This window comes from Streptomyces sp. NPDC028928, from assembly GCF_055564915.1.
In genome coordinates, this window is record NZ_JBVHVI010000007.1 from 150,869 (window position 1) to 172,479 (window position 21,611).

At 72.5% G+C, this 21,611-nt stretch carries 20 protein-coding genes and 1 pseudogene; 11 read left to right on the forward strand and 10 right to left on the reverse strand.

Going from position 1 to position 21,611, the window contains the following annotated elements; genetic code table 11:
- Window positions 1-135: 135 nt before the first annotated feature.
- Window positions 136-432 carry a hypothetical protein gene (locus tag ACZ4U1_RS18535; RefSeq protein WP_467904413.1) on the reverse strand — a complete coding sequence of 99 codons (297 nt, stop codon included), beginning with the start codon at window positions 430-432 and terminating at the stop codon, window positions 136-138.
- 98 nt (window positions 433-530) lie between these two features.
- On the opposite strand from ACZ4U1_RS18535, the gene ACZ4U1_RS18540 reads away from it, so the two are divergent.
- Window positions 531-1,436: an oxygenase MpaB family protein gene (locus ACZ4U1_RS18540; RefSeq protein ID WP_467904415.1), complete on the forward strand. Its 906-nt coding sequence runs from the start codon at window positions 531-533 to the stop codon at window positions 1,434-1,436.
- Here the strand turns inward: ACZ4U1_RS18540 and ACZ4U1_RS18545 are convergent.
- Window positions 1,413-1,946 (reverse strand): PadR family transcriptional regulator, encoded by a 534-nt coding sequence (locus ACZ4U1_RS18545; RefSeq protein WP_467904416.1) that lies wholly within the window; start codon window positions 1,944-1,946, stop codon window positions 1,413-1,415. The genes ACZ4U1_RS18540 and ACZ4U1_RS18545 overlap by 24 nt on opposite strands.
- Before the next feature lie 105 nt (window positions 1,947-2,051).
- On the opposite strand from ACZ4U1_RS18545, the gene ACZ4U1_RS18550 reads away from it, so the two are divergent.
- Window positions 2,052-2,807, forward strand: a complete 756-nt coding sequence (locus ACZ4U1_RS18550; RefSeq protein ID WP_467904417.1) for an alpha/beta fold hydrolase — start codon at window positions 2,052-2,054, stop codon at window positions 2,805-2,807.
- Window positions 2,808-2,820: 13 nt separating this feature from the next.
- Here the strand turns inward: ACZ4U1_RS18550 and ACZ4U1_RS18555 are convergent, their stop codons facing one another.
- Window positions 2,821-3,420, reverse strand: a complete 600-nt coding sequence (locus ACZ4U1_RS18555) for a class I SAM-dependent methyltransferase (RefSeq protein WP_467904418.1) — start codon at window positions 3,418-3,420, stop codon at window positions 2,821-2,823.
- Window positions 3,421-3,572: 152 nt separating this feature from the next.
- On the opposite strand from ACZ4U1_RS18555, the gene ACZ4U1_RS18560 reads away from it, so the two are divergent.
- From ACZ4U1_RS18560 to ACZ4U1_RS18580, 5 genes are all read left to right on the forward strand, one after another.
- Window positions 3,573-4,346, forward strand: coding sequence for an MHYT domain-containing protein (locus ACZ4U1_RS18560; protein WP_467904420.1), 774 nt, complete (start codon window positions 3,573-3,575; stop codon window positions 4,344-4,346).
- Between the two features lie 48 nt (window positions 4,347-4,394).
- A complete protein-coding gene (locus tag ACZ4U1_RS18565) occupies window positions 4,395-7,019 on the forward strand; it encodes a sensor histidine kinase (RefSeq protein WP_467904421.1) in 2,625 nt (874 codons plus the stop codon).
- Window positions 7,016-7,453 (forward strand): roadblock/LC7 domain-containing protein, encoded by a 438-nt coding sequence (locus tag ACZ4U1_RS18570; RefSeq protein ID WP_467904422.1) that lies wholly within the window; start codon window positions 7,016-7,018, stop codon window positions 7,451-7,453. Before ACZ4U1_RS18565 ends, ACZ4U1_RS18570 begins: the two co-directional genes overlap by 4 nt.
- A 17-nt stretch (window positions 7,454-7,470) precedes the next feature.
- Window positions 7,471-7,884 carry a DUF742 domain-containing protein gene (locus ACZ4U1_RS18575; protein ID WP_467904423.1) on the forward strand — a complete coding sequence of 138 codons (414 nt, stop codon included), beginning with the start codon at window positions 7,471-7,473 and terminating at the stop codon, window positions 7,882-7,884.
- A gap of 65 nt (window positions 7,885-7,949) precedes the next feature.
- The gene (locus ACZ4U1_RS18580; protein ID WP_467904424.1) at window positions 7,950-8,552 is read left to right on the forward strand and encodes a GTP-binding protein; all 603 of its coding nucleotides are present in this window, start codon (window positions 7,950-7,952) and stop codon (window positions 8,550-8,552) included.
- Between the two features lie 9 nt (window positions 8,553-8,561).
- Here ACZ4U1_RS18580 and ACZ4U1_RS18585 read toward each other — a convergent pair whose 3' ends face one another.
- Window positions 8,562-8,990: a PPOX class F420-dependent oxidoreductase gene (locus tag ACZ4U1_RS18585; protein WP_467904425.1), complete on the reverse strand. Its 429-nt coding sequence runs from the start codon at window positions 8,988-8,990 to the stop codon at window positions 8,562-8,564.
- A gap of 92 nt (window positions 8,991-9,082) precedes the next feature.
- Between ACZ4U1_RS18585 and ACZ4U1_RS18590 the strand changes: the two genes are divergently transcribed.
- A complete protein-coding gene (locus tag ACZ4U1_RS18590; RefSeq protein ID WP_467904426.1) occupies window positions 9,083-9,499 on the forward strand; it encodes a roadblock/LC7 domain-containing protein in 417 nt (138 codons plus the stop codon).
- Between the two features lie 126 nt (window positions 9,500-9,625).
- Window positions 9,626-10,459: pseudogene (locus ACZ4U1_RS18595) on the forward strand (DUF6397 family protein); the annotation flags it as partial.
- Window positions 10,460-10,945: 486 nt separating this feature from the next.
- Here the strand turns inward: ACZ4U1_RS18595 and ACZ4U1_RS18600 are convergent.
- Both ACZ4U1_RS18600 and ACZ4U1_RS18605 read right to left on the reverse strand, forming a co-directional pair.
- Window positions 10,946-11,812: an acyl-CoA thioesterase gene (locus ACZ4U1_RS18600; protein WP_467904427.1), complete on the reverse strand. Its 867-nt coding sequence runs from the start codon at window positions 11,810-11,812 to the stop codon at window positions 10,946-10,948.
- A 40-nt stretch (window positions 11,813-11,852) separates the two neighbouring features.
- Window positions 11,853-14,366, reverse strand: a complete 2,514-nt coding sequence (locus ACZ4U1_RS18605; protein ID WP_467904428.1) for a DEAD/DEAH box helicase — start codon at window positions 14,364-14,366, stop codon at window positions 11,853-11,855.
- A 145-nt stretch (window positions 14,367-14,511) separates the two neighbouring features.
- Here ACZ4U1_RS18605 and ACZ4U1_RS18610 point away from each other — a divergent pair, with 145 nt between their 5' ends.
- Window positions 14,512-15,306, forward strand: coding sequence for a metal-dependent hydrolase (locus tag ACZ4U1_RS18610; protein WP_467904429.1), 795 nt, complete (start codon window positions 14,512-14,514; stop codon window positions 15,304-15,306).
- 14 nt (window positions 15,307-15,320) lie between these two features.
- On the opposite strand, the gene ACZ4U1_RS18615 is transcribed toward ACZ4U1_RS18610, so the two are convergent.
- From ACZ4U1_RS18615 to ACZ4U1_RS18630, 4 genes are all read right to left on the reverse strand, one after another.
- Window positions 15,321-15,584, reverse strand: coding sequence for a type B 50S ribosomal protein L31 (locus tag ACZ4U1_RS18615; protein WP_467904431.1), 264 nt, complete (start codon window positions 15,582-15,584; stop codon window positions 15,321-15,323).
- 51 nt (window positions 15,585-15,635) lie between these two features.
- On the reverse strand, window positions 15,636-16,112 hold the full coding sequence (locus ACZ4U1_RS18620; protein ID WP_467904432.1) for a DUF5709 domain-containing protein: 477 nt from the start codon (window positions 16,110-16,112) through the stop codon (window positions 15,636-15,638).
- Window positions 16,113-16,886: 774 nt separating this feature from the next.
- Window positions 16,887-18,668 carry an ABC transporter ATP-binding protein gene (locus ACZ4U1_RS18625; RefSeq protein WP_467904434.1) on the reverse strand — a complete coding sequence of 594 codons (1,782 nt, stop codon included), beginning with the start codon at window positions 18,666-18,668 and terminating at the stop codon, window positions 16,887-16,889.
- Window positions 18,665-20,470 carry an ABC transporter transmembrane domain-containing protein gene (locus tag ACZ4U1_RS18630; protein ID WP_467904435.1) on the reverse strand — a complete coding sequence of 602 codons (1,806 nt, stop codon included), beginning with the start codon at window positions 20,468-20,470 and terminating at the stop codon, window positions 18,665-18,667. Before ACZ4U1_RS18630 ends, ACZ4U1_RS18625 begins: the two co-directional genes overlap by 4 nt.
- 261 nt (window positions 20,471-20,731) lie before the next feature.
- Here ACZ4U1_RS18630 and ACZ4U1_RS18635 point away from each other — a divergent pair, with 261 nt between their 5' ends.
- Window positions 20,732-21,475, forward strand: a complete 744-nt coding sequence (locus ACZ4U1_RS18635) for a L,D-transpeptidase family protein (protein WP_467904437.1) — start codon at window positions 20,732-20,734, stop codon at window positions 21,473-21,475.
- Window positions 21,476-21,611 lie beyond the last annotated feature (136 nt).

Sequence of the window (21,611 nt, forward strand, 5' to 3'; positions counted from 1 at the left end):
TCCCCAGTGGTCGTCCATCGGCGCGCACCCTAGTGCGAGCGCAAGCCGCTTGTCACGACTCCGCACACCACGCGGAGCTGCAGGTTTCCACCTGGACGGGGGCGAAACGGCCACATCTGGAGAAGGATGTTCCGCTCAGGCGGCAGGCAGTCCGAGAAGGTCACGGGCGACCGCGTCGGGCGACTCGTCACGCTCCCGGGCCAGCGCGATCACCGCCCGGCAGGCCAGCTCGCTCACCCCGAAGGAGAGCGCCTCAGGCGACACCCAGGCCGCGGCCTCCTCGATCCGGTCCTGGTCGTCCTCCGCGCGGGCCGCCACATAGACGGCCGCGGCTTCGAACAGGTTGTGCGTGCGCCGCTCCCGGACACCCTCAGGCCGGTCGGGCGTGGAGGTGCGGAGCCTGCCTGCGTACCTGCGGATCGTGTCGAACACACGGATCACCCTCTCCTCGAACGAAGTCAGTACCGATCGCCCATCTGCTGTTCCACAACGTAGAGTTGGAGATCCGGTATCAGAAGGGGGAAGACGCGGTGAAGCGGTTCGAGCAGCTGGACCGGATCCGCCGGCTGGACCCGGTGGTGGACGCGTTGGAGATCTACCGGATCAGTGTGGCGTACGAGTTCCCCTGGGACTACACCCGCGCCCTCGAACTGGCCCTGTACCGCACCTACGCGGTGCCCAGCATCGGCCGGCTGCTCGCGCGGACGGCGGAGTTGACCGAGCGCACGCAGAAGCGGTACGACGACACCGTGCTGCTCCTCGACACCATCGTGGAACACGGCTTCGCCGCGGAGCAGGGGCGCACCGCCATCCGCCGCATCAACCAGATGCACCGCAGCTACGACATCAGCGACGACGACATGCGGTACGTGCTGAGCACGTTCGTGGTGATGCCCCGGCGCTGGATCGACGCCTACGGCTGGCGGAGGCTGTCCCGGCACGAGATCGTGGCCACCACCGAGTACTACCGCACCCTGGGCCGGCACATGGGCATCCCGGACATTCCCGCTACCTACGAGGAGTTCGAAGCCCTTCTCGACAGTTATGAGAAAGCCCACTTCGGCTGGGACGAGGAGGCCCGGCGGGTCTCCGACGCCACCCTCGACCTGATGGCGTCCTGGTATCCGCGTCCGCTGGCACCGGTGCTGCGCACGGCGACGCTCGCCCTGCTCGACGAACCGCTGCTGCGCGCGTTCCGCTATCCGCGTCCCGGCGCCGCCACCTCCGCGCTGGTGCGCCGCGCCGTACGGACCCGCGGCCGGCTCGTCCGGCTGCTGCCGCCGCGCCGCGACCCGCACTTCGCGCGCCAGAACTGGGAGATCAAGGGCTACCCGAACGGATACCGCGTGGCCGACCTGGGCACCCGCCCGGTCCCCGGGCTGCGCGGCTGCCCGGTGCGGCACTGGGACGGCTCAGCGGCCGACCCCGTCGAGTGACGCCAGGGTGTCGCGCAGCCAGGCCAGTTCGGCCCGGCTCGTGGCACGCGCGATGGTGAGGACACCCCGCCGGAACGGGTCGTCCAGTTCCTCGGCGGACAGCGGCCGGTCGCCGTCGTAGAAGAAGCTCGCCGGCTCCTCCAGGAAGGCCAGCCGGCGCCGCAGCACGGCCGCCTGCGCGGCGGGGTCCTCCAGGTGCCGCAGGAACGCGAGCAGCGTGAACCAGTGGTTCTCGTCGGTGATCTCGCGCTGGGCGGGCTCGGCGAGCCGGCGCTGCAACTCGCGCCCGCCCTCCTCGGTCAGTCGCAGCACATGGCGTGGCGCGGCCACGGCCCCGGGCTCGGTCGCCCGCACCAGCAGACCGGCCTTCTCCAGGCGCTTGATCGCCGGGTACAGCGTGCTCTCGGCCACGGGGCGCACATGCCCGGTGAGCGCCGCGATGTGGCGACGCAGGACGTAACCGTGCAGCGGGGCGTCGTACAGGAAACCGAGGATGGCGAGTTCGAGCATGGCCGCATTCTTCCGCAGGGATACCTCGCCACGCCAATACCACCTTGACGGTATACATCGAGCTCGATGTATCGTGCGGCGTCGCCGAACACAGGGAGGGGCACGGTGCAGCAGGCCGCGTTCGACAGCAGGGGAAGTCACATCCGGTGGACCGAGGTGCCCGGGGCGGAGCCCGCCAGGGTGTACCTGCACGGACTGGGATCGATGTCCGCCGTGTACCACGCACACATCGCGGCCCGGCCCGAACTCGGCGGACGGCGCAGCCTGTTCGTGGACCTGCCCGGGCACGGCACCAGCGACCGGCCCCGCGACTTCGGGTACACGCTGGAGGACCACGCCGACGCGGTCGCGGCCGCGCTGGACGCGGCCGGAGTCACCGGTGCCGAACTGATCGCGCACAGCATGGGCGGCGCCGTGGCCGTCGTCCTCGCCCACCGGCGGCCCGGCCTCGTCTCCCGGCTGGTGCTGACGGAGGCCAACCTGGACGCCTTTCCGCCCTCGACCGCCGCCAGCAGCGGAATCGCCGCCTATGGAGAGGACGAGTTCGTCGAGAAGGGGCACGCGCGCGTGCTGGAGGCGGTCGGCCCGCTGTGGGCGGCGACCATGCGGCTGGCCGACCCGCGCGCCCTGCACCGCAGTGCCGTCGGCCTGCGCAAGGGCTCGGACCCTGTGATGCGTACGCTCCTGGAGGGGCTGCCCGTCGACCGCGTTTTCCTCCAGGGCGAGCGCAGCGGCGAACTCGTGGGCCGGGAGCGCCTGGAGGCCGCCGGGGTGCGCGTGGTGACGGTGCCCGGCGCCGGGCACAACGTCATGTTCGACAACCCCGACGCCTTCGCGGCGGCCGTCGCAGGAACGGACTGACCCGGCCCCGCCGTCAGCCCTCGCGCACCGCGAGCGCGAGGAAGCGGGCGTCCTCGTCGACGTACGACGTCATGCGCCAGCCCGAGCGGGCCAGCAGCGGACCCAGGTTGGCCTCGGCCCGCAGGTCGTCGGGGGTGACACGGCGGCCCTGACGCGCTGCCAGCGCGGCGCGGCCGATGGGGTGGAAGAGCGCGAGCGTGCCGCCCGGCCGTACCCCGCGGGCCAGTTCCCGCAGGTTGTCCACCGGACGCGGCAGGTGGGCGATCAGGCCGGCCGCGAACACGGCGTCCAGGCTCCCCGAGCGCAGCGGCAGGGCGGAGACGTCGGCGAGCACCAGCCGCCCGTGGCGGTCCCTGCCCGCCCGTACGGCGGCCTGGAGCATCGCCGGGGTGAGATCGGCGCCCAGCACCACCCCCGAAGGCCCCACGGCGGCTCGCAGCGGCGGCAGGGCGCGCCCCGTGCCGCACCCGGCGTCCAGCACGCGGTCCCCCTTCCGCAGTCGTAGGTCGGCCACGGCGGCCGCGTAGGCCGGGCCGTCGTCCGGGAACCGGGTGTCCCAGTCGGCGGCGCGGGCGGTGAAGAACTCCTGGACGTGTGTGTGGTCGTCGCTCATGTTCCGCATGATTCCTCACCGTCACGAGGGATGCCTCTGTGCGCATGTTCGAGCGGGACGCGATCGTTCCGTCGCATCTGTGCGCCATATTCCGGCAGTTTTCGAAATGCGCCCCCTTTGTGCGCCCATGCCACCGCTAGCGTCCCGGGGCCATGGGACACCTGGACCACGCCGCCTTCGACTGGCTGACCCCCGTGCTGTCGTACGTGATGGCCTGCATAGGCGCCGCACTCGGACTGCGCTGCACCGTCCGCGCGCTCGCCACCACCGGCCGCTCGCGCCGCAACTGGCTCGTCACCGCCGCCTCGGCGATCGGGACGGGCATCTGGACCATGCACTTCGTGGCCATGCTCGGCTTCCGTGTGAGCGGCAGCGACATCCGCTACGACGTGCCGTTGACCATCCTCAGCCTCCTCGTCGCCATGGTCGTCGTCTGCGCCGGCGTCTTCGCCGTCGGCTACAGCCGCGACCGAGGCCGCGCGCTCCTTCTCGGCGGACTCACCACCGGACTGGGCGTCGCCAGCATGCACTACCTGGGCATGGCGGCGGTCCGGCTGCACGGCGACGTCAGGTACGACCCCGTCCTCGTCGGACTGTCGGTACTGATCGCCGTGGTCGCGGCGACCGCGGCCCTGTGGGCCGGGCTCAACATCAAGTCACCCCTCGCGGTCACCGTCGCCTCCCTCGTCATGGGAGCGGCCGTCAGCAGCATGCACTACACCGGGATGTTCGCGGTGAGCGTGCGTGTGGACCCCTCCGGCGACACCCTGCCCGGGGCCACGGCGATGCAGTTCATCTTCCCCCTCGCCGTCGGCCTCGGGTCCTACCTGTTCATCACGTCGGCCTTCGTGGCCCTCTCGCCCACCGCCGACGAACGCGAGGCATCCGCCTCCGCCCAGCGGCCCGTCGAGAGTGTCGCCCGCTAGCGGGACTCCGGCCCCCAACGCACCGACCCCGTCCCGAGCGAGGAGGCCATGCGCCCACCCCGTACCCCCGAGCAAGCCGCCGCCCCGGAGCACCGCCCCCGCGGCCGCCGCGCACACGCCGGACCACCCGCCGACGAGGGCACCCACGGCCCGCTCGGCACACCGCCCGGCCCGGCACGCGCGCGCGGAGGCCGCCGGCACCTGCGACCGCGGACCGTGCGCGCCAAGGTGGTCAGCCTCCTCATGGTGCCCGTGGTCTCCCTCCTCGCCCTCTGGGCGTACGCCACCGTCAGCACCGCCCAGGACGTCGCCCGGCTGCGTCAGTCGCAGCGGGTCGACGCCGAACTGCGCACCCCGGTGGCCGCCGCCGTCACCGCACTGCAGGCCGAGCGCACCGCGGCCGTGCGCTACGCCACCGACCCGCGCGCCGGGAACGGTGGCGACCTCGAAGACCTCGCGGCCCGCACCGACCGGGCCGTGGCCGCACTCCGGCTCGGCCGGCACAGCACGGTCGCCGACAGCCAGGAACTGCCCGCCGGCGTCTCCGGGCGTCTCGACGCCTTCGTCACCGGTGCCGAGCACCTCCGCACACTGCGAGCTGCCGTACGGGACCACAAGACGGGCTGGGACGACACGTACGCGCGGTACACGAAGACCATCGCCGCGGCCTTCGCCGTGGACGGCGCCCTCACCGGTGTCCAGCAGGCCGACGTCGCCTCCGACGCTCGCGTGCTGCTCGAATTCTCCCGTGCCGCCGAGGCCCTGGCCCAGGAGGACGCGCTGCTGGGCAGCGCACGGACCGCCGGTGCCCTGCGGGGGGAGCGGCTACGGCTCTTCGGCGCCGCCGTGGCCACGCGCCGTACCCTCACCGACACCGCCGTCGCCGACCTGCCCGCCGCCCAGCGCGCCGCCTGGCAGGACCTGGCGCGCAGCGGGTCCTACACCGACCTGGGCGCCGCCGAGAACAAGCTGCTGGCCGCCGGACCGGGTGCCCGACCGGCCGACACGGCACCGCAGGCCGCCTGGAGCGCCGCGCACGCGCGCGTGCAGGACGGCATGCGGACCATCGCGACGGCCACCGGCCGTGCCGTCGCCGGCCGTGCCGACCCGGTCGCCCGCGGTCTGCTCAGCCCCGCAGGCGCCGCCGTACTCCTCGGGCTCGCCGCCGTCGCCGCCTCCCTCGTCATCTCCGTCCGCATCGGGCGGGCCCTGGTGGTCGAACTCGTGAGCCTGCGCAACGACGCGCTGGAGATCGCCCGCCGCAAACTCCCCGAAGCGATGCGGAAACTGCGCGCGGGCGAGGAGATCGACATCCAGGCCGAGGCGCCCGCCGGACCACCCGCCGAGGACGAGACCGGTCAGGTCGGAGAAGCCCTGACCACCGTGCACCGCGCCGCGCTTCGCGCGGCCGTGGAGCGCGCCGAACTGGCCAGCGGCATCTCCGGGGTCTTCGTGAACCTGGCCCGCCGCAGCCAGGTCCTGGTCCATCGCCAGCTCAGCCTGCTCGACAGCATGGAGCGGCGCTCCGACGACCCGGACGAGCTGAGCGACCTGTTCCGTCTGGACCACCTCACCACCCGGATGCGACGCCACGCCGAGAGCCTGATCATCCTCTCCGGCGCCGCACCCGGCCGGGCCTGGCGCATGCCGGTGTCCCTGACGAACGTCGTACGCGCGGCCGTCTCGGAAGTCGAGGACTACGCGCGCGTGGAGGTGCGTCAGCTCCCCGAGGCCCACGTCATCGGCGCGGCGGTCGCCGACCTCACCCACCTGCTCGCCGAACTCGTGGAGAACGCCGCCCAGTTCTCACCGCCCCACACGCGCGTGCGGGTCACCGGCGAACCGGTCGGCAACGGCTACGCCCTGGAGATCGAGGACCGCGGACTCGGCATGGGCGCCGAGACCCTCGCCGAGGCCAACCGGCGCATCGAACAGTCCGAGGCGCTCGACCTCTTCGACAGCGACCGACTCGGGCTCTTCGTGGTCAGCAGGCTCGCCTCCCGGCACGACATCAAGGTGCACCTGCGGATCTCCCCGTACGGCGGCACCACCGCCGTGGTCCTGGTGCCGACCGCCCTGCTGCACAGCGGCTCGGCAGAACGTTTCTCCCGCGAGGACGCGCAAGCCCGGCCCGACCAGGAACGCGCCTACGCACGCGTGCCCGGCACGGCCTCGCCCCAGGAAGCCGCCGTCGTCGCACGGCCGGACCGGCCCGCCCTGGCGGCGACCGCACCCGGCGCACACGGCACCGCCCAGATCCGCGGCCCGCGCGCCACCGGCACGGCGGCAGGCCCCCAGGGCACCCGGCCGGCTCCCGTCCCGGACGAGAAGGGCCCGGCGGACGGCCGCCACGGCACCGCCCACGAACCCCCGCCGCCCGGCGTCACCGCCTTGCGGCTGCACCGACCGTCGGACGACTCCGACTCCCCCGACGACCTCCCGCGCCGGGTGCGCCAGGCGAGCCTCGCCCCCCAACTGCGCCACCAGCGCCCCGAAGAGCCGGCTCCGCAGCCCGCCCGGCGCGGCGACGACCGGCGCACCCCCGAACTCGTACGGGACCGCATGGCGGCGTACCGCGACGGCTGGGCGCGTGGCGGTGGCAGGCAGCCCGGCCGCGGGCCCGCCCCGGAACCCGGAACGGGCAGGCACAGCACCGAAGGAGACCCGGCATGATCCAGGACCCGAACCGGAGGGCCGGCCAGCGATCCGGCGAACTGGACTGGCTGCTCGACGATCTGGTGACGCGCGTGCGCGAGGTACGGCACGCCGTCGTGCTGTCCAACGACGGCCTGGCGGTCGGCGCCTCGACCGACCTCGCGCGGGAGGACGCCGAGCATCTCGCGGCCGTGGCATCCGGCTTCAACAGCCTCGCCAAGGGCGCCGGACGGCACTTCGGAGCGGGCGGGGTCCGCCAGACCATGGTCGAGATGGACGACGCGTTCCTCTTCGTGGCCGCCGCCGGTGACGGCTCGTGCCTCGCCCTGCTCACCGCGGTCACGGCCGACATCGGGCTGGTCGCCTATGAGATGGCCCGCCTGGTCAAACGCGTCGGTGAGCACCTCTACACGCCGCCGCGCGTCGCGGCGCAGCCGCCCGCCGCCGGATGAGACGGAAGGCCGCACCGATGACCGAGAACCCGCCCGGCGGCCCCCGCGAGCCGGGCAGCCAGTGGTACGACGGCGAGGCCGGGCCCCTTGTCCGCCCGTACGCCATGACCGGTGGCCGCACCCAGCCGGGACCCACTGGCGTGCGCTTCGATCTGATCGCGCTCGTCACCCTGGACCTCGCCGCACCGGCGCTGGACGACGACAGCGCGCTCGGACCCGAGCACCGGGCCCTGATCGACCTGTGCCGCCCGGAGACCCAGTCCGTCGCCGAACTCGCCGCGGACGCGGACCTTCCGGTCGGCGTGGTCAGGGTGCTCCTCGGAGACCTCCTGGAACTCGGCTGCGTGACCATCAGCCGCCCCGTACCCCCGGCGCACCTGCCCGATGAACGGATTCTGCGCGAGGTCATCGAGGGTCTGCGGGCGCTGTAGATGAACGTTCAGAAACCGCCACAGGCGGACGCCGGCCGCACCCTGCCCTCCCGAAAGAAGTGATCATGGTCTCCGAGCACTCCGACGCCGCCGGCGACACCTCCGCCCTGGCGCTGAAGATACTGGTCGCCGGTGGCTTCGGCGTCGGCAAGACGACCCTGGTGGGCGCCGTCAGCGAGATCCGGCCGCTGCGCACCGAGGAACTCCTCAGCGAAGCGGGCCAGCTGGTGGACGACACCGATGGCGTGGACCAGAAGGTCACCACGACCGTGGCCATGGACTTCGGCCGCATCACGATCCGCTCCGGCCTGTCGCTGTACCTCTTCGGCACACCCGGACAGGACCGATTCTGGTTCCTGTGGGACGAACTCGCCCAGGGAGCCCTCGGCGCCGTCGTCCTCGCGGACACCCGACGGCTGGAGGACTGCTTCCCCGCCGTCGACTACTTCGAGCACCGGCGCATCCCGTTCGTGGTGGCCGTCAACTGCTTCGCGGGAGCCCGCGGGTACGGCGCCCACGACGTCTCCCGGGCACTCGACCTCGACCACGGCACACCCGTGGTGCTGTGCGACGCGCGCGACCGCGACTCCGGCAAGGAAGTGCTGATCCGGCTGGTCGAGTACGCCGGGCGGATGCACACCGCCCGGCTCCTGGACTCGGTCGGCTGAGCCCGAGGCTCAGGCCGCCAGGTCCCGCACCGCCACCACGTTGTCGATCCTGACGCGGACCAGGAGTTCACCCGGTACACCGTTGCGGGCGCCGTACTCCTCGGCGCGGTCCTCGCCCATGTACCGGGCGGCGATCCGGGTGGCCCACAGACGCAGCTCGCCGAGGTCCTCCGACAGCCGGGCGCGGCCGTTCAGCACCACGAAGTGGAACGGTGGACGGTCGTCGTCGACACACAGGGCGACCCGGCCGTCGCGGGCCAGATTCCGCCCCTTCACCGTCTCCTTGCCGGTGTTGAACACCAACTCGTCCCCGTCCAGCAGGAACCAGATCGGCGCCACGTGCGGGCTCCCGTCGGCGCGGACGGTGGACAGCTTGCCGGTGCGGGTGCCGTCCGAGACGAACGCCCGCCATTCCTCATCGGTCATCTTCTCTGCCATGCGCCCATCCTGCTTGCCCGCACGCCGGTCGTGGGGAAGGCTGGCGGGGAAGTTCCTCCAGCCAGGGGGAGACATCACACGGGGAGACGGAGATGGCGCAGAACCAGGGTCTCGGCTGGCTCCTGGACGATCTGACCGAGCGGGTGGACCACGTACGCCACGCGCTGGTCCTGTCGAACGACGGGCTGGTCACCGCCGCGAGCACGGGCCTACGCCGGGAGGACGCCGAGCATCTGGCCGCCGTGGCATCCGGGCTGCACAGCCTGGCCAAGGGCTCGGGCCGCCACTTCGGCGCCGGCCGGGTGCGCCAGACGATGATCGAGTACGACGACGCCGTGCTGTTCGTGACCGCGGCCGGCACCGGCAGCTGTCTGTGCGTGCTCAGCGGGGCTCAGGCCGACATCGGCCAGATCGCCTACGAGATGACCCTGCTCGTCAACCGGGTCGGCGAACACCTCGGTGTCGACGCCAGGCAACCCGAGCGGACCCGCCTGGCAGACGACGTCTGACCTGCGTCTTTCCTTGCTCTCGTCGAGTTATCCACAGGCTCGCCACGAGTTGCGACGGACGGGCTACCGTGAGTGCACGGCGAACGCACAGGGCGTGAGCCACGGACTCCACGGGGGAGTACGACCATGTCGGCAAGCACCTTCGGCCCATCCCGTCCCCGCACCTGCACACCGAGCCGGGCCGCCCGCGAACTGGGGCTCAAGCGCAGCGAGTTCGACCTCGCCGTGCACCTCGGCCGCATCCGGACCATGCCCGACGAGGGCGGGGGAGGCCGGCGCGTGGAGCGCGCGGAGATCGACCGCCTCCGCGCACAGGACGACTTCCCCGAATCCCTGCGCAAGCGGGTGCAGGTCGTCGGTACGGCGGAGGGTGCCGCCCTCATGGGCATCCCGGCCGGCCGGTTCAGCCGGCTCGCCCGCCTGGGTCTGCTCGTGCCCGTCATGTTCTACCTCAACCGCTACCGTGCGGTGGTCTGGCTCTATCTGGCGGAGGAACTACGCGAGTTCGCGACGGCCACGGAGAACAGGAACCTGCTCAAGGGACGTACGCCCGAGACCCTGCGGAGCCAACTGGCGGCGGGAGTGGATCTGCGGGCCCGTAACTGGCGCGGCCGCCACCTCGGATTCCTGCTGCGGGAGGCCGACGACCCGTGGGCCCGCGCCGGAGCCGTGGCCGCGCTCCTCGCACCCGTCGAGGTCGCCGACATCGTCAAGGACCCGTACGAGCGCGCCCACCTGAACCGGTTGCGGCCCGCGCCGCCAGGACACGGAGTTCCCGGTTCCCCCGCCGCGCACCTGGCCGAGCAGATCATGACGGCGCAGGACGCGGACGAGATCGGCTGGCTGCGCAGCGACCTGGCGCGCTCGGTCGAGGAGGCCCGCGGCCTCTCGCCCGCCCCGCGCCCGGCCGCCCACCGCGTACCGCCCGCGATCCGAACCGTCGCACGGCCCATCCCGCCGATGGCACGGACGGTCACCGGGCTGGTGGAAGAACCCACGGTCAGCCGGCCCACGGACGAGATGAACCCGGAACCGGCAGCACGGACCCCGGAACCGGCAGCGCGGACCCCGGAGGCGACAGCACCGCCGCGGGAGGCGGAAACGCGGCCCCTGAAGTCGCCGATGCGGGGTGTCGAGGTCGCGGCGCGGGGCCTGGAGTTGCCGGCACGGCCTCAGGAGTCGGCGACACCGCTCCTGGAGTTGCCGGGACGGCGTCCCGAGTTGGCGGTGCGGCCTTCGGAGTCGCGCTTGCGGCCCGCGGAGTTCGCGATCCGACCGGCGGCGCAATCCGTCCCCCGGCAGCACGAGCCGGCAGAGTCGGCACAGCCGACTCCGCCGCGGTCGTCCCGCGGTCTGCGGGCCTGGCTGCGGCGGAGAAGTCCACGACCGGCACGGCCGGCGGGTGTCTGAAGCCCCACTGCCGGACGCGGTCGTCGGCCGCGGGCGCTACAGGGTCCTGAACAGGCCCTCCTGGACGACCGAGACGAGCAGCCGTCCACGCAGGTCGTAGATGCGCCCGCGGGCCAGCCCGCGCCCACCGGTGGCGATCGGCGACTCCTGGTCGTACAGGAACCACTCATCCGCGCGGAACGGCCGGTGGAACCACATGGCGTGGTCCAGCGAGGCCATGTCGAAGTTGCGCGGTCCCCACAGCGGCTCCACCGGGATGCGCACCGCGTCCAGGAGGGTCATGTCACTGGCGTAGGTCAGCGCGCAGGTGTGGACCAGCGGATCGTCACCGAGCGGCCCGACCGCCCGCATCCACACGGCGCTGCGCGGCTCGGCGCCGTCGATGTCCTCGGCGTTCCAGCGCAGCCGGTCGACGTACCGGATGTCGAACGGCTGGCGGCGCGCCATCCGCTCCAACTGCTCCGGAAGCGCCCCCAGGTGCTTGCGGATCTCCTCGGTGACCGTCGGCAGCGATTCGGGATCCGGCACCTCACGGGCCGGCGGCAGCTGGTGCTCGAACGGTCCTTCCTCAGGCTTGTGAAAGGAGGCGGTCAGATTGAAGATCGTGCGGCCCTGCTGGACGGCGGTGACCCGGCGCGTCGTGAAGGAGCGTCCGTCGCGGACCCGTTCCACCTGGTACACGATCGGCACGCCCGGGCGGCCGGGGCGCAGGAAGTACGCGTGCAGCGAGTGCACCGGGCGCTCGCCGTCCGTGGTGCGGCCGGCGGCGACCAGCGCCTGGCCCGCCACCTGGCCGCCGAAAACCCGCTGCAGGGACTCCTGCGGGCTGCGGCCACGGAAGATGTTGACCTCGATCTGCTCCAGGTCGAGCAGGTCGACCAGTCTCTCGGCCGGATTCGTCATCGGCGGGATTCTCCTTGGCTCACCACTGGTCGCGAACAGCTCACAGCTGGCCCACATCGGTGACGCGGACGACCGCGCGGCCTTCGGCGTCGGAGGCCGCGAGGTCGATCTCCGCGCTGATGCCCCAGTCATGGTCGCCGTTCGGGTCGTCGAAGATCTGGCGAACCCGCCAGAGGCCGTTCTCCGGCTCCTCGTTGATGACGAGCAGCTTGGGACCGCGGGCGTCGGGGCCGGTGCCGAAGTCGTCGTACTCGTCCCAGTACTTGTCCATCGCCTCGCCCCAGGCGTCGGCGTCCCAGCCGGACTCGGCGTCCAGCTCGCCCAGCTCCTCGACCTGGTCCAGGGCGGCCAGCTCCACGCGGCGGAACATGGCGTTGCGGACCAGGACGCGGAAGGCGCGGGCGTTGGTGGTGACCGGCTTGACCTCGTCGGCCTTCTCCTGGGCCTCCTCGGCGGTCATCTCCTCCGGGTTGGCGAGCTGCTCCCACTCGTCCAGCAGGCTGGAGTCCACCTGGCGCACCATCTCGCCCAGCCACTCGATGAGGTCCTGCAGGTCCTCGGACTTCAGGTCGTCCGGGATGGTGTGGTCCAGGGTCTTGTAGGCGCTGGCGAGGTAGCGCAGCACGATGCCCTCGGTGCGGGCCAGTTCGTAGAAGGACACCAGCTCCGTGAAGGACATCGCCCGCTCGTACATGTCCCGGATCACCGACTTCGGCGACAGCGGGTGATCACCGACCCACGGGTGGCTCTTGCGGTAGGTGTTGTACGCGTGGAAGAGCAGCTCTTCCAGCGGCTTCGGGTACGTGATGTCCTGGAGGCGCTCCATGCGCTCCTCATACTCGACGCCGTCCGCCTTCATCGCGGCCACGGCCTCGCCGCGCGCCTTGTTCTGCTGGGCGACGAGGATCTGCCGCGGGTCGTCAAGAGTGGACTCGACCACGGAGACCATGTCGAGCGCGTAGGACGGCGACTCGGGATCGAGGAGTTCGAACGCGGCGAGGGCGAACGTGGACAGCGGCTGGTTCAGCGCGAAGTCCTGCTGGAGGTCGACCGTGAGCCGGACGATACGGCCCTCGGCGTCCGGCTTGTCGAGCTTCTCCACGATCCCGCCGTCCAGCAGGGAACGGTAGATGGCGATCGCCCGGCGGATGTGCCGCAGCTGCTGCCTGCGCGGCTCGTGGTTGTCCTCCAGGAGGTGGCGCATCGCCTCGAACGCGTTGCCCGGGCGGGCGATCACCGACAGCAGCATCGTGTGCGTCACCCGGAATCGCGAGGTCAGCGGTTCCGGCTCCGATTCGATCAGCTTCTGGAAGGTGTTCTCCGTCCAGCCGACGAAGCCCTCCGGCGCCTTCTTGCGCACCACCTTGCGCCGCTTCTTCGGGTCGTCGCCCGCCTTCGCCAGCGCCTTCTCGTTCTCGATGACGTGCTCGGGCGCCTGCGCGACCACGAGCCCCGCGGTGTCGAAACCGGCCCGGCCGGCCCGGCCCGCGATCTGGTGGAACTCCCGGGCCCGCAGGGTGCGCACCCGGCTGCCGTCGTACTTGGTCAGTGCGGTGAACAGCACCGTCCGAATGGGCACGTTGACGCCCACGCCGAGCGTGTCCGTGCCACAGATGACCTTCAGCAGACCGGCCTGGGCGAGCTTCTCCACCAGACGCCGGTACTTGGGCAGCATGCCGGCGTGGTGCACGCCGATGCCGTGCCGGACGTAACGGGAGAGGTTCCGGCCGAACTTGGTGGTGAAGCGGAAGTTGCCGATCAGCTCGGCGATCTGGTCCTTCTCCTCGCGCGTGCACATGTTGATGCTCATCAGCGCCTGCGCCCGTTCCACGGCCTGCGCCTGCGTGAAGTGCACGATGTACACAGGGGCCTGCTTGCTCTCCAGCAGGTCGGTGAGCGTCTCGGTGAGCGGGGTCAGCTTGTACTCGTAGGAGAGGGGTACCGGGCGGGTCGCCGAGCGGACCACCGAGGTGGGGCGGCCGGTGCGGCGGGTCAGGTCCTTCTCGAAGAAGGACACATCGCCCAGAGTGGCCGACATCAGGATGAACTGTGCCTGCGGCAGCTCCAGCAGCGGGATCTGCCAGGCCCAGCCGCGGTCGCCCTCGGCGTAGAAGTGGAACTCGTCCATGACGACCTGGCCGACGTCCGCGTGCTTGCCGTCGCGCAGCGCGATCGAGGCCAGTACCTCGGCGGTGCAGCAGATGACGGGCGCGTCGGCGTTCACCGAGGCGTCGCCGGTGAGCATGCCGACGTTCTCCGTACCGAAGAGCTTGCACAGCTCGAAGAACTTCTCCGACACCAGGGCCTTGATCGGCGCCGTGTAGAAGGTGACCTCGTCCCGGGCCAGTGCGGCGAAGTGCGCGCCCGCGGCGATCATGCTCTTGCCGGAGCCGGTGGGCGTCGAGACGATCACGTTCGCCCCGGAGACCACCTCGATCAGCGCCTCCTCCTGGTGCGGATAGAGGGTGAGCCCGCGCTCCTGCGCCCAGGACTCGAAGGCCTCGTACAGGGCGTCGGGGTCGGCGGTCGGCGGCAGCTGATCGATGAGGGTCACGACCCCATCTTGCCTGGCCTTGGGCCCGAGCGGGGAATCGGCTGCGGGTACGAAGATCACGACCGCTACGCTGTGTCGCCGACGCAGCGTCAGCGCACCAGGTCAACTGGACAGCGGCACACGAGGAATGGGGCGGGAAGCGGCCATGATGGGACCAGCACACTCACTGTCGGGGGCCGCGGCCTGGCTGGGCGTCGGAGCCGCCGCCGCGGCGGCCGGGCACCCGATGCCCTGGCCGGTCCTCCTGTGCGGCGCCCTGATCTGTGCCGGCGCCGCGCTCGCCCCGGACCTCGATCACAAGGCCGCCACCATCTCCCGGGCCTTCGGGCCGGTCTCCCGCTGGATCTGCGAGATCGTGGACAAGCTGTCGTACGCCGTCTACAAGGCGACCAGGAAACAGGGCGACCCGCGCCGCTCCGGCGGGCACCGCACGCTGACCCACACCTGGGTGTGGGCGGTCCTGATCGGTGCCGGCTGCTCCGCCGCGGCGATCACCGGGGGCCGCTGGGCGGTGCTGGCGATCCTGTTCGTGCACATGGTGCTCGCGATCGAAGGCCTGCTGTGGCGGGCGGCGCGCGGTTCCAGCAGCGACGTCCTGGTCTGGTTGCTGGCGGCGACCAGCGCCTGGATCCTCGCGGGAGTGCTGGACAAGCCGGGCTACGGCTCGGACTGGCTGTTCACCGCGCCGGGGCAGGAGTACCTGTGGCTGGGACTGCCGATCGTGCTGGGCGCGCTGGTGCACGACATCGGGGACGCGCTGACCGTGTCCGGCTGCCCGATCCTGTGGCCGATCCCGGTGGGCCGCAAGCGCTGGTACCCGGTGGGGCCGCCGAAGGCGATGCGGTTCCGGGCGGGCAGCTGGGTCGAGCTGAAGGTGCTGATGCCGGTGTTCATGCTGCTCGGGGGAGTGGGCTGCGCGGCGGCCCTCAACGTGATCTGAGGAACACTTCGGGATCAGGTGGCCTCGCCCGCGTCCGCGGCGCCGTACCGGCGCTCGAAGCGGGCGATGCGGCCCTCGGTGTCGACCGTGCGGGCCTTGCCCGTGTAGAAGGGGTGGCTCTCCGAGGAGATCTCCACGTCGACCACCGGGTAGGTCTCGCCGTCGTCCCACTCGATGGTCTGCTCGCTCTGCGCGGTGGAGCGGGTCAGGAAGGCGTAGCCGGCGGCGCGGTCACGGAAGACCACGGCGTGGTAGTCGGGGTGCTGGTCCTGCTGCATCGCGGCTCCTTGTGCGGGGCGGTCGGGACGGGCGGTTCCGCTCGGTCCGGCTCAACCGGGGAGGGAGTCCTCGTCGACGATGTGCATCGCTGCCTCCTCGGCGGAGGCGGCGGCACCGTCGATGCCGACGTCGGTGGCCACGAGGGCGGCCTCGTCGTCCTCGTGCGCGCCCTCGTCGGGAGCCACCAGCCGGCCGGAGCGGAAGTGGCCGACCTCGTTGTCGAGGGGTTCCCCGTCGGTGCTCTCACAGTCACCGATGCCGTCACCGTCGGGCGCGGCGAGGTCCGGCAGCTCCTCGGCGAGCCGCTGGTCGAGGGTCTCGCCCGCCTGGCGTTCGGCCGCCGTCACGCCGGTGTGTTCGACCGCCCAGGGTCGCTCGGGTGGGGACCAGCCACGGTCGAGGGGGTCGGCGACGCCGTCGAAGTCCAGTGTGTCCTCGACGTCGAGCACCCCTGTGTCCTCCCGGACCTCCCTGGGGTCGGGATCGGGCTGGTAGACGTCGTCCCCCCAACCGTCGGCGCTGTCCACGACTACCTCCAGGTGGTGAGGACGGCCGGGTACCGCCCCAGCGGGCGGCGGGCCGTCGGCACCCAGGGCACCGGGGCACACGCCGCGAACCCCTGGCTCCCGGCCGCACCCCGAGCTGGTGCCGCTCTCCAGCCTTCCACCCCTGCTCGCCCCCGCGCAACGCCACGAGTCCCGGCGGGGCGGCGGGCCGCTACGCGGGGCTGCGGCGCGATCTCCCTGGATCCCCACCCGGAGCGTTGGCACCCCACCGGGACCTACCAGCACCCCACCGGCCCCCGGGACCCGGCGTGCCGTACAGGCGCCATGGCCCGCGCCCCCGACGTCAGCCCGGGCCCCTGCACTCAGGTGGGCCCGGTGCATCAACCTCGGCGAAGCAGGCCTCCGGCCCCGGTGCAGGCCCCGGCCCTCGCCGGCACGGGCTTTCGGGCGCGGCCAGCACAGGCCTCGCCTGGCCGGCATCGGCAGCCGCCCCCGGGCAGCACAGGCCTCGCCCCGCCCGGCACAGGCACCCGCCCCTGGCCGGGCACAGGCACCGCCCCCACCCTCGCCGCGGCACCGGCACCTGGGCCCCAGGCAACGCAAGCCTCAGCCCTGCGCGTCAAATCCTCGCCCCCACCAGCGCAGCCCCGCGCCTCAGGCCCTCGCCCCCACCAGTACAGGCCCGCGCCTCCCCGCCGCCCCCACGGCAGGCCCCCGGCCCCCACCGCCGGAGGCACCGCACCCACACAACCGCGCCGTAGGCACCGCACTCACACACCGCCCACGCGCGTGCTCTCACCCGTGCCAGGACCGCCACAGCGCCGCATACGCGCCCCCGGCTGCGACCAGCTCCTCGTGGCTGCCCAGCTCGCTGATCCGGCCGTTCTCCACGACGGCGATCATGTCGGCGTCGTGGGCGGTGTGCAGGCGGTGGGCGATGGCGACCACGGTGCGGCCGTCGAGGACACGTGCCAGGGAGCGTTCCAGGTGGCGGGCCGCGCGGGGGTCGAGCAGCGAGGTCGCCTCGTCCAGGACCAGCGTGTGCGGATCGGCCAGCACCAGCCGGGCCAGCGCGATCTGCTGCGCCTGTGCCGGGGTCAGCGCCAGGCCGCCGGAGCCGACCTCGGTGTCCAGGCCGTCGTCCAGCGCCCGCGCCCACCCGTCCGCGTCGACCGCGCCCAGAGCCGACCACAGCTCGGCGTCCGTGGCGCCGGCGCGGGCGAGCCGGAGGTTGTCGCGCAGGGAGCCCACGAAGACGTGGTGCTCCTGGTTGACCAGGGCGACGTGCGTGCGGACACGCTCCGCCGGCATCCGGGACAGCTCGGCCCCGCCCAGGGTGATCCGGCCGTCCCGGGGCGCGTAGATCCCGGCGAGCAGCCGGCCCAGGGTGGACTTGCCCGCTCCGGACGGGCCGACCAGGGCCAGCCGGGTGCCCGGCGCGACCTCCAGGGAGACCTTGCGCAGCACGTCGACGCCCTCGCGGTAGCCGAAGTGCACCCGGTCGGCGTGCACGTCCCGCCCGTCGGGGGCGAGCGAGGCGTCCCCGGCGTCCGGCTCGATGTCCCGCACACCGACCAGGCGGGCCAGCGATACCTGGGCGACCTGCACCTCGTCGTACCAGCGCAGGATCAGGTTCACCGGATCCACCAGCATCTGCGCGATGAGCGCGCCGGTGGTCAGCTGGCCCACTCCGAGCCAGCCGTGGAGGACGAGGACACCGCCGACCATCAGGACCGAGCCGAGCACGAGGAGGTGGACGGCGTTGATGACCGGGAAGAGCACGGAGCGGAGCCAGAGGGTGTACCGCTCCCACGCGACCCACTGCGAAATCCGTCGCTCCGACAGGGCCACGCGGCGGGCGCCGAGGCGGTGCGCCTCGATGGTGTGGCCCGCGTCCACGGTCTCGGCGAGCGCGGCGGCGACGGCGGCGTAGCCGGCGGCTTCCGAGCGGTAGCCGGACGGCGCCCGCTTGAAGTACCAGCGGCAGCCGATCACCAGGACCGGCACGGCGAGCAGCACGGCGGCGGCCAGCGGCGGGGCCGTCACGACCAGCCCGCCGAGCAGCAGCAGGGCCCACACCACACCGATGGCCAGTTGTGGCACGGCCTCACGCATGGCGTTGGCCAGGCGGTCGACGTCGGTGGTGATGCGGGAGAGCAGGTCGCCGGTGCCCGCCCGTTCGAGCACGCCCGGCGGCAGCCCGACGGACCGCACGAGGAAGTCCTCGCGCAGGTCGGCCAGCATCCGCTCGCCGAGCATCGCGCCCCGCAGCCGCACCTGACGGACGAAGACCGCCTGCACGGCCAGCGCGAGCACGAACAGCGTGGCGGTCAGGCCCAGGTGAAGCTCCCGGGCCTCGTCCGTCACCCGCTCGACCAGGCCGCCCAGCAGGTACGGGCCCACCATGGAGGCGACCACGGCCACCGTGTTGACGGCGATGAGCAGCAGGAAGGCCCGCCGGTGCCGCCGGAACAGCTCGGTGACGTAGGCGCGTACGGTCGCGGTGGCGCCGACGGGCAGGGTGGTGGCGGTCGTCGGGGCCGCCGGGTCGTACGCCGGCGGCGCAACGCCGATCATGCGCTCTCCTCGATCTCTTCCAGCTCCTGGAGCGCGTCCAGCAGCATGTCCTCGTCGGCCGCGGCCAGTTCCTCGTCGGTCTCCCGGGTCACCACGGCTCGGTACCGCGGCTCGCTGTCGACCAGTTCGCGGTGCGCGCCGACCGCCACGACCTCGTCCTCGTGTACCAGGACCACCCGGTCCGCGCTGTCGAGCAGCAGCGGAGAGGAGGTGAACACCACGGTCGTCCGCCCCGACCGCAGCCGGCGCAGTCCCTCCGCGATCCGGGCCTCGGTGTGCGAGTCGACGGCGGAGGTCGGCTCGTCCAGCACCAGCACCTCCGGATCGGTGATGAGCGACCTGGCCAGGGCGAGCCGCTGGCGCTGGCCGCCGGACAGGGACCGTCCGCGCTCGGTGATGCGGGCGTCCATCGGGTCGGCGGCGTCCAGCGAACCCTGCACGAGCGCGTCCAGCACGTCCTCGCACTGGGCCGCCGCCAGCGCGTCCTCGGGCCGTACGGCACCGGAGGCGGGCACGTCGAGCAGTTCGCGCAGGGTGCCGGAGAGCAGCACCGGGTCCTTGTCCTGGACGAGGACGGCGGTCCGGGCGCTGTCGAGGGGGAGTTCGTCCAGGGCGACCCCGCCGAGCAGCACCGACCGGCCCGGCTCCGTGGGGTGACCGCCCAGCCGCTCGGCCAGCCTGCCCGCCGCGTCCGGGTCTCCGCACACCACGGCGGTGAACCGGCCGGCGGGAGCGAGCAGACCGGTCTCGGGGTCGTACAGGTCGCCGGCCGGTACGCCGGCCCCGCGGGTGCCGTCGGTGGCCGTGGACCGCTCCAGCGACAGCACACGCGCGGCGCGTTTGGCCGAGGGCCGGGAGAAGGAGTACGCCATGGCGATCTCCTCGAAGTGCCGCAGCGGGTAGTTGAGGACCATGACCGCGCTGTAGACGGTGACGAGTTCGCCGACCGTGATCCGGCCCTGACGGGCCAGGTCGACGCCGTGCCAGACGACGGCGATCAGCAGTAGTCCGGGCAGCAGCACCTGGACGGCGGAGATCAGCGACCACATCCGGGCGCTGCGCACGGCGGCGTGCCGTACCTCCTGCGAGGCCCGGCGGTAGCGGTCGAGGAACAGCTCCTCGCCGCCGATGCCGCGCAGCACCCGCAGTCCGGCAACGGTGTCGGAGGCCAGTTCGGTGGCCCGGCCCGCCTTCTCGCGCTGCACGTCGGCGCGGCGCGTCGCCCGGGGCAGCAGCGGCAGGACCGCGAGGGCCACGACCGGCAGGCCCACAGCGACGACCACGCCGAGCGCCGGCTGGTACACGAGCAGGCTGACGCAGACGACCAGGACCGTGAGCGCGGCCGCGGTGAACCGGGAGACGGCCTCGACGAACCAGCCGATCTTCTCCACGTCGCCGGTGGACACGGCCACCACCTCACCGGCGGCCACCCGCCGGGTCAGGGCGGAGCCCAGGTGGGCGGCCTTGCGCGCCAGCAGCTGCTGGACGCGGGCGGCGGCGGTGATCCAGTTGGTGACGGCAGTTCGGTGCAGGAAGGTGTCGCCGAGCGCGATACCCGTTCCGCAGAGCAGCATCAGACCGCCCGTCAGGGCGAGCCGGCCGCCGGAGCGGTCGACGGCCGCCTGCACGGCGAGACCGACACAGAAGGGCAGCGCGGAGACGGACACGAAGTGCAGCAGGCCCCAGGCGAGCGACTTCAGCTGCCCGCCCAGCTGGTTGCGCCAGAGCCACCACAGGAATCGGGGACCCGAACGCACGTCGGGGACGCCCGGATCGGGATACGGAAGGTCTTGAATCTGCATGACGTCCCAGTGGCTCGTGTCAAGGGGAGGGGAAGGACCGGGAAGCCGCCGTGAGCGGCAACAAGCCGTGAAAGGTTCGCGTCGCAGAGTGGTGAATTTCAAACGGTTTTCCTCGACGGCCCGCGAAATCCGCCGACTTCCGGCCAGGGCCCCGGACGCCCCGCTCACCCCGCCGTCAAGTCCGGGTAATCGTGTCACCCGACAAGGTGATTGCCCGAACATTCACCCAATCAGCCGGTTCGGTGATGGCAGCATGGAGGTGTGCAGATCGACAGTGTGCGGCGCCGGACGGTCGCTGTGGTGGCGGCCCTCGGCGCCCTCCTCGCAACGCTCTCCGCCTGCGGCACCAACGCCCCCGCTCATGGCGCGCACGGTGCCGCGCGGACCACCACCGTGCCATCGGCCGCCCCCACGACCGACCCGACCCGCATCCCGGGCGTCGGCGACCGCCTGTACCGGCGGATACCCGCCGGCTCCCGCCAGGTCGTGGCCGTGTACGGCGAGGGCCGGAATTCGGCGGACTCCCTGGTCGTGCTGTACTCCCGACAGGGCGCGCACTGGCGGCCGCTGGCCGGCTGGCCCGCCCACAACGGGCGCAGGGGCTGGACCGCGCACCACCACGAGGGCGACGCACGCAGCCCGGTCGGCGTGTTCACCCTCACCGACGCCGGCGGCGTGCTCGCCGACCCCGGCACTCGGCTGCCCTACGACCAGAACGAGGGCGCCTACGCACCGCCCGCCGACTGGGACGAGGCCCACCAGCACGACTTCGACTACGTCATCGCCATCGACTACAACCGCGTCAAGGGCACCCCGCCGCGCGACGCCACCCGCCCCTGGGGCGTGGACAAGGGCGGTGGCATCTGGTTGCACCTGGACCACGGCAGCGGCACCTCGGCCTGCGTCAGCGTCTCCAGAAAAGCCATGGAGTTCCTGCTGCGCACCCTGGACCCGGCGCGCGAGCCTGTCGTGGTGATGGGGGACAGACCGAGCTTGAAGGCGTAGCGAGGGCATCGGGACGTAGCCCGCCCGCCGGCCCGCACCCGTCCACCACGAGGTCACCGCCCGGGCGGTCCCGGCCTGGGGCCCCGGCCACCGCGAGGTCACCGCCATGCCACCACCCGCACGGCCCGGCCTGGAG